The sequence below is a fragment of the Longimicrobiaceae bacterium genome (assembly GCA_035696245.1).
Lineage (GTDB): Bacteria > Gemmatimonadota > Gemmatimonadetes > Longimicrobiales > Longimicrobiaceae > DASRQW01.
In genome coordinates this window covers 1-6775 of record DASRQW010000039.1, presented here as the reverse complement: position 1 = coordinate 6775, position 6775 = coordinate 1, and the positions used below count along the sequence as shown (strand labels likewise).

5 protein-coding genes are annotated in these 6775 nt (G+C 71.5%); 4 read left to right on the top strand and 1 reads right to left on the bottom strand.

What is annotated here, in order from left to right; all coding sequences use genetic code 11:
• Window positions 1-1051, bottom strand: a 1051-nt coding sequence (locus VFE05_01610; protein HET6228742.1) for a M23 family metallopeptidase, incomplete at its 3' end; no start/stop codon positions are given.
• Window positions 1052-1796: 745 nt separating this feature from the next.
• Here VFE05_01610 and VFE05_01605 point away from each other — a divergent pair.
• The 4 genes from VFE05_01605 to VFE05_01590 all read left to right on the top strand — a co-directional run bounded on the left by VFE05_01605 (window position 1797) and on the right by VFE05_01590 (window position 6489).
• Window positions 1797-2273, top strand: coding sequence for a hypothetical protein (locus VFE05_01605; GenBank protein HET6228741.1), 477 nt, complete (start codon window positions 1797-1799; stop codon window positions 2271-2273).
• A gap of 145 nt (window positions 2274-2418) precedes the next feature.
• Window positions 2419-4722: a TonB-dependent receptor gene (locus tag VFE05_01600; GenBank protein HET6228740.1), complete on the top strand. Its 2304-nt coding sequence runs from the start codon at window positions 2419-2421 to the stop codon at window positions 4720-4722.
• A gap of 13 nt (window positions 4723-4735) precedes the next feature.
• Window positions 4736-6142 (top strand): sialidase family protein, encoded by a 1407-nt coding sequence (locus VFE05_01595; GenBank protein ID HET6228739.1) that lies wholly within the window; start codon window positions 4736-4738, stop codon window positions 6140-6142.
• A 128-nt stretch (window positions 6143-6270) separates the two neighbouring features.
• Window positions 6271-6489 carry a hypothetical protein gene (locus VFE05_01590; GenBank protein HET6228738.1) on the top strand — a complete coding sequence of 73 codons (219 nt, stop codon included), beginning with the start codon at window positions 6271-6273 and terminating at the stop codon, window positions 6487-6489.
• Window positions 6490-6775: the final 286 nt, after the last annotated feature.

The window sequence follows — 6775 nt, the reverse complement described above, 5'->3', positions numbered from 1 at the left end:
CCGCGGCGCGGCGCTTGGCGTCGGCGCGGCGGAGCGCGGTGCGGGCGGTGGCGCAGGCGTCGGACCGCGTGTGGCCGGTGCGGCAGGCGCGCTCCACGCGGGCCGCGAGGGCGACTCGCGCATCGGCGGCCGGGGCGCTGCTCTCGGTGCGCTTCTCGTCCGCTCGGCGCACGGCGGTGCGGGCCTCGGAGCAGGCATCGGAGCGGGTGTGTCCGGTGCGGCAGGCGTGCTTCACGCGGGCGGCCAGCCCGGCGCGGGCGGCGTTCTCCTCGTCGGCCTTGCGGTCCGCGCGGCGAACGGCGGCGCGCGCCTCGGCGCAGGCGTCCGAGCCGCGGTGGCCGGTGCGGCAGGCCCGGGCCATGTGCGTAGCCAGCGCGGCGCGCGCATCCTCGGCAGAGGGTGCGCTCTTGGTTGCGGCCTCGCGGCGGGCGGGGGCGGCGGCCATCATCGGCGCCAGGCTGCTCACGTCGCGCGCGCTGGTCGCGGTGCCGCTCTCCCGCAGAATCAGGTACGGGTTGAGGTTCTCGCCCTGCCACCAGCGATGCATGTCGTTCAGGATCGCCACCGAGAAGTGCAGGTGGTAGTCCCCCGGCGCCGCGTTGCCCGTGTCGCCCACGTACGCGAGCACCTGGCCCTTGCTGACGGCCTGGCCCACGTGCAGCCCGTCGGCATAGTGGTCCAGGTGCGCATAGTAGTACCGCGTGATGCCGTCCGAGTCGAGGTGGTACAGCGCGTTCCCGCCTATGCCGCCGCCGTGGATCTTGAGGATCGTCCCGTCGGCCACCGCCAGCACCGGCGTGCCGCGCGGCGCGTGGATGTCGATGGCGTAGTGCGTGCGCCCGCCGCTGCGACCGTCCAGGAAGCTGTCCGAAAGCCGGTCGGCCGTCACGCCCTGCACCGGGATCAGCAGGTGCTTCGCCATCACCGTGCGAAGGCGCGAGAAGCTGGGCAGGAACGAGCCGTCGAAGATGCGCGGGCGGCTCTGCGCGGCGGCGGGTGCCGCGGACAGTGCCAGCAGGGCGAGCGTGGTGCCGAGGCGGCGGAGGGACATGGCGGCGCGGGGGCTGCGGGGAGCTGCTTGCATGCGGGAGAGCGAGTGCGGGTCCTGGTAGCGTGCACGGGCCGGCGCGCGGGGCGCCGGCCTCGGGATCGGGTACGTTCGCGGTCGCCTGGGAGCAGCGTTCCGGGGCCGGAGGGAGCTTGGGCCCGCGGTGAGGTGTGCAACGGCGGTTATTTGGAAGCTGGGCGCCAAGATACGGGCACCCTCGCAGTTGTGCAAGAGTGTCCGCATCTGCAACGGTGTGCGGATGCAGGCCGACGCCCGCAATCCACCGAACCCCAGGTCCTGCCGTGAGATGCGGCAAACGACGTCGAACCGGGAGATGCGATGCGGTCCATCGTGTCGTTCCGGGCGCCGCCTCGCGACGACATCTACCGAATTCCATGGATGCGAATCAACACGATTTCCGCGCGCATCCATCAACTCCGAAGCGCGACACGGGTGGCTCGGGGCGATGCACGTGCGTCGGCGTGCGACGCATCCGCGCATCGCTCCGACGGCGTAGTCGGCCGATGAGCAGCGGGATGCGCACCTCCCAAGTTGCGTGACGACAACGGCCGGCGGCGTGCTGGACGGGGTGCGTCGGGAGATGCGAGGCGTGTCCTGGGCTGGGCAGGTGCTTTGCGTGTTCGCGGAGGAGGTCGGATCCGGCCAGCGCACGGTGGGGAGATTCCCCACGACGCGTTCGGCACCTTTCTCCTTTCCTGGAGCGGCGAGGGCGGCTAAACTGCGTGCCATGATGCGGAACTCGCGGCCGGCCCCGGAGCGCCTGACGGCGTTCCTGCTGACCCTGCTCTTGGTGCTTACGGGAGCGGGGCAGGACGGTTACGGCCTGCATCCCTGCCCGCACCACGACTCCATGGCCGCCGCGATAGCGTCGTCCACGGACCCCCCGCAGGCGGACGCAGGGCCGAACGCTGCGGCGCCCATGCACATGGCCGGGCACGCGCACGGCCACGGAGACGCGCACGCGGCCGCCCCGCACGGCGGCGCCCCCGTGCACGAGGGCTCGCACGACCACGGCGCCTGCACCTGCGTGGGCGCCTGCCAGCTCGCCACACCTGCGCTTCCGGTCCTGGCGAGCGCCGCATCGTTCGTCCCCGCGCCGGGCGCAGTCGTCCGCACACGGGCCGAGTATCCGCACCCCGAGCTCCTGCCGGGGCGTCCCCGCTTCGTCCTCCCCCCGTCCATCGCACCCCCGCGTCGCGGCTAGGGGCGCCGCACCGCTTGGCGGTAGGCGTCCGTCGACTTTTCGCGTCCGGTCCCTCTCTCGGAACCGGGCGATAGCCGAACGTCTTCTCTAGGGGTGCAAGATGCCTTCCTGCCGTCGGATCCGGAGCCGTACGCCGTCGTGGCGCATGGCCGCAGCTCTTCTCGCGTTCATCTTCCTCGCGGCACCGGTCGCCGGGCAGCAGCCCGCGGGCACCGTCGCGGGCACCGTCGTCACCTCGCGCGGCGAACCGGTGGCGGGCGTGACCGTCGTCGCGCCAGGCGGCCGCCGCGCCGTCACCGACGCCGCCGGCGCCTTCCGCATCACCTCCGTCCCCGCCGGCCCTGCCACGCTGACCGCCACGCGCCTGGGCTTCGGCACCGCGCGCGCCGCCGTCACCATCGAAGCCGGCTCCACCGCCTCCGCGGGCCTGGTGATGGACGAGAGCGCCGTCGCGCTCCAGGGCGTGGTCGTGAGCGCCGCGCGCGAGCTGCGCCTCAAGTCGCAGACGCCGGCCTCCGTCGGCACCGTGGGCCGCGCGGAGATCGAGAGCATCCGCCCTAAGCACCCCAGCGAGATCCTGGGCCAGGTGCCGGGCGTGTGGATCAGCTCCATCGGCGGCGAGGGGCACATGACGGCCATCCGCCTGCCGAAGGGGACGAGCCCGTTCTACCTCTTCCTGGAAGACGGCGTGCCCACGCGCTCCACGGGCTTCTTCAACCACAACGGCCTGTACGAGATCGACATCCCCAACGCCGAGCGCATCGAGGTGCTGAAGGGGCCGGGCACCGCGCTGTACGGCAGCGACGCCATCGGCGGGGTGATCGACGTGGAGACGCGCCGCGCCTCGCTCTCGCCCGCGTTCCAGGGCTCGGTGGAGGGAGGATCGAACGGCTGGAGCCGCGTGCTGCTCAACGGCAGCGACACCTTCCGCGGCCAGGGCCTGCGCGCGGACCTGAACGTCACGCACAGCGACGGCTTCCGCACGGCGACGGCGTACGACCGCGCCAGCACGTCGCTGCACTGGGACGCGTACCTGCCGGGTGGCGCCTCGCTGCGCACCGGGGTTTCGTACTCCCGCATCCGGCAGACGGACGGGTCGTCCGTGACGCTGGCCGACTTCCGCAGCGACCCGGCGGCCAACTACAATCCCATCGCCTACCGCCGCGTCACCGCGCTCCGCATCTCCAGCGCCCTGGAGAAGCCGTTGGGCGCCGCCGCCGCGCTCAGCCTCACGCCGTACGCCCGCTCCAACACGCTGGACCTGCTGCCGAGCTGGATGCTCTCGTACGATCCCGTCACGTACTCCACCTCGAACAGCTCGCTGGGGATGCTGTCCAAGCTGCGGCTGGACCTGCCGTTCTGGAGCGCGAAGGTGATCGGCGGGCTGGACCTGGAGGTGAGCCCCGGCCATCACGACGAGAGCCTAGTCACGCCCGTGAAGGACGGGCAGGTCTACGCCAGCTACACGGTGGGCTCGCGGCTGTACGACTACGACGTGACCTTCCGCGAGGCATCGCCCTACGTGCAGGCCGACGTGTCGCCGGTGAAGCCGCTGCTGCTGAGCCTGGGCGTGCGCTACGACCACGTGGGCTACGACTACCACACGAAGCTCGCGCCCACCCAGGCGGGCCGCTGGCGCCGGCCGGAGGATGCTGCACCCTGGTACGACCACGTGAGCCCCAAGCTGGGGATGACGTACACCTTTTCGCCCGCGCTGGGCCTCTTCGCCTCGTACCGCAACGGCTTCCGCGTGCCGTCGGAAGGGCAGCTCTTCCGCCAGGGCTCGTCGGTGGATGGGACGAACCTCAAGCCGGTGACGGTGGACAGCTACGAGACGGGCGTGCGCGGCGTCCTCTCCGACGTGTCGTACGAGGCGTCGCTCTACCGGATGGATCTGAAGAACGACATCCTCAGCGCCTTCGTGCCTACGGCGGACGGCGCGGGCTTCAACCGCGTGAACGCAAACGCCGGCTTCACCCGGCACCAGGGCGTGGAGCTGGGCCTGGGCGCGCCGCTGGGCCGCCAGCTCCGCGCGGACGTGAGCTATTCCAATGCGCTGCACACCTACCGGCGGTGGACGCTGGGCGGCGCCGCGAACGTGGACTACAGCGGCAACCGCCAGGAGTCCGCCCCGCGCGTGCTGGCGAACGCCCGCCTTGCGTACACGCCTTCGTGGATGCGCGACACGCGGCTCACGGGCGAGTGGGTGCGCGTGGGCTCGTACTTCGAGAACCCGGAGAATACGCAGAAGTACGCCGGGCACGACCTCTTCAACCTGCGCCTGAACCTGCCGGTCACGCGCGCGCTGGAGCTGGACGGGAGCGTCACCAACCTGCTGGACAAGCGCTACGCCGAGGCCGCCGCGTACGACCCGTTCCAGAAGGAGCAGCTCACCCCCGGCGCGCCGCGCAGCCTGAGCCTGGCGGTGCAGTACCGCTGGAAGCGCTGAGGAGATGACGAATATGCCCATCTCCCGACCGCGCCTCGCGTTGCGTCTGGCGCTCGCCGCTTGCTCGATCCCGCTCGCCGCCTGCACCGCTGGCGAGGGCGCCACGCTGGGCGCGCCCGTTACGGTCGCATCCTCCGGCGGCACCACGCCCACCGTCGCGCTCTCGCCGGACGGGAAGACGACGTACGTCGCGTGGGTGGAGACGCACGACGGCGCGCAGAACGTGATGCTCGCGCGCCTGGGCGCCGCCGGCCGCCGCGAAGGCGCGCCCGTCCGCGTGAACTCCGTCGCGGGTGACGCGTCCACGGCCGAGCAGGCCCCGCCGCAGGTCGTGACGGGCCCCAAGGGCGAGGTCTACGTGGTCTGGCAGAAGAGCACCGACGTGCCCGGCCGTATGTTCCCCGCGAGCGACCTCCTCTTCGCCGCCTCGGCGGATGGCGGGAGGACGTTCGGCGCCGCGGTCACGGTGAACGACGACGCGGGCGGCCTGCCGTCGGGGCACACGTTCCACAACGTGACGGTGGGGGCGGACGGCACCGTCTACGTGGCCTGGCTGGACTCGCGCGAGAACGACAAGGCGCGCGCCGCCCTCATCGCGCAGGGCAAGCTCAAGCCCGCCACGCCCGAAGCGATCGCCGCCATGCAGGCGCGCGAGGCCGCCGGCGCCGCGGGGAAGGCCGGCGGCGATGCGCACGATGGCATGGACCACGGCGCGGCGATGGCGCAGATGCACCACCCGGCCAAGAGCGCGGCCGAGGCGTCGCTGCCCGGCTCGGAACTGCGCGTGGCGACGTGGAAGCCGGGGGCGCAGCGCTTCTCGGTGAGCGTGGTGGTGGACCGCGGCGTATGCCCGTGCTGCCGCACGTCGCTGGCGGCGGGGCCGGACGGCGCTGTCTACGTCGCGTGGCGCAAGGTCTTCGCGGGCGACGTGCGCGACGTCGCCATCGCCCGCAGCGCGGATGGCGGCCGCACCTTCACCGCGCCCGCCGCCGTGCACCGCGACGGCTGGGTCTTCCCCGGCTGCCCGCACGCCGGCCCGTCCGTGGCCGTGGACGGGCAGGGACGCGTGGTCGTCGCGTGGTACACCGGCCGTGAGGGCAAGCCCGGCATCTTCTTCGCCACCTCCGCCGACGGTGCCCGCACCTTCAACGCTCCCACCGCCCTCGAATCCGGCGACTGGGTCCCGCCCTCCCAGGTCAAGCTCGCCTCCACCCCCACCGGCATCCTCGCCGCCTGGGACGACCGCCGCACCGCCCAAAAGCAAGTCCACCTCGCCCGCTTGGACGGCAACAGCGTGCACGAACTTACCCCCGCCATGAACGGCGCCGCGCCCTCGCTGGCGAGCAGCGGGAGTGCGTCGGGGCTGGTGTGGCAGGATGGGGCGGCGGTGCGGGTGCGAGGGGCTGGAACTGGCGTTTGAGTCAACCGAATCGGGAGAATGGCGGCACCCACGCTGCTCGTGGTTGGCTTGATACAGCGAGCGCACGCCTCCCCTCGTGCGGTCACCTGCGTTATGTTGGAAGTGTTCCTCTAACACGAGGTGATTCTGTGCTCCGTACAATCGAAGCGATTATCGAACCGGATGGCCGCGTCCACCTGCTGGAGCCGGTCTCTGTTTCCACGGCTCATCGAGCCTTAGTCACCGTTCTCGATGAATCACCCGAACTGCCAGAGCTTACCGCGCTGCTGAGTGAGCCCGCACTCGCCGAAGACTGGAACCGCCCAGAGGAGGATGCCGCGTGGCAGCACCTGCAAGAGGCGCAGTAGTCCTCGTCCCGTTCCCGTTTTCCGACCTTTCCCAATCCAAGCTACGTCCCGCAGTCGTCTTGGCCGCCGCTGGCCGGGGCGACTGCGTGCTCTGCCAGGTGACGAGCAATCCGTACGGTGATCCGGCAGCAGTCGAACTCACATCGTCGGCGTTCTCTCAGGGCTCCCTCAATACCGTCAGTTACGCGCGTCCGGGGAAGCTGTTCACAGCCAGCGAGCGCCTCATCCAACGTCAAGTGGGGGTGCTAACGCCAGGTGCACTTGCCAGCACGATTGACGCTACTAT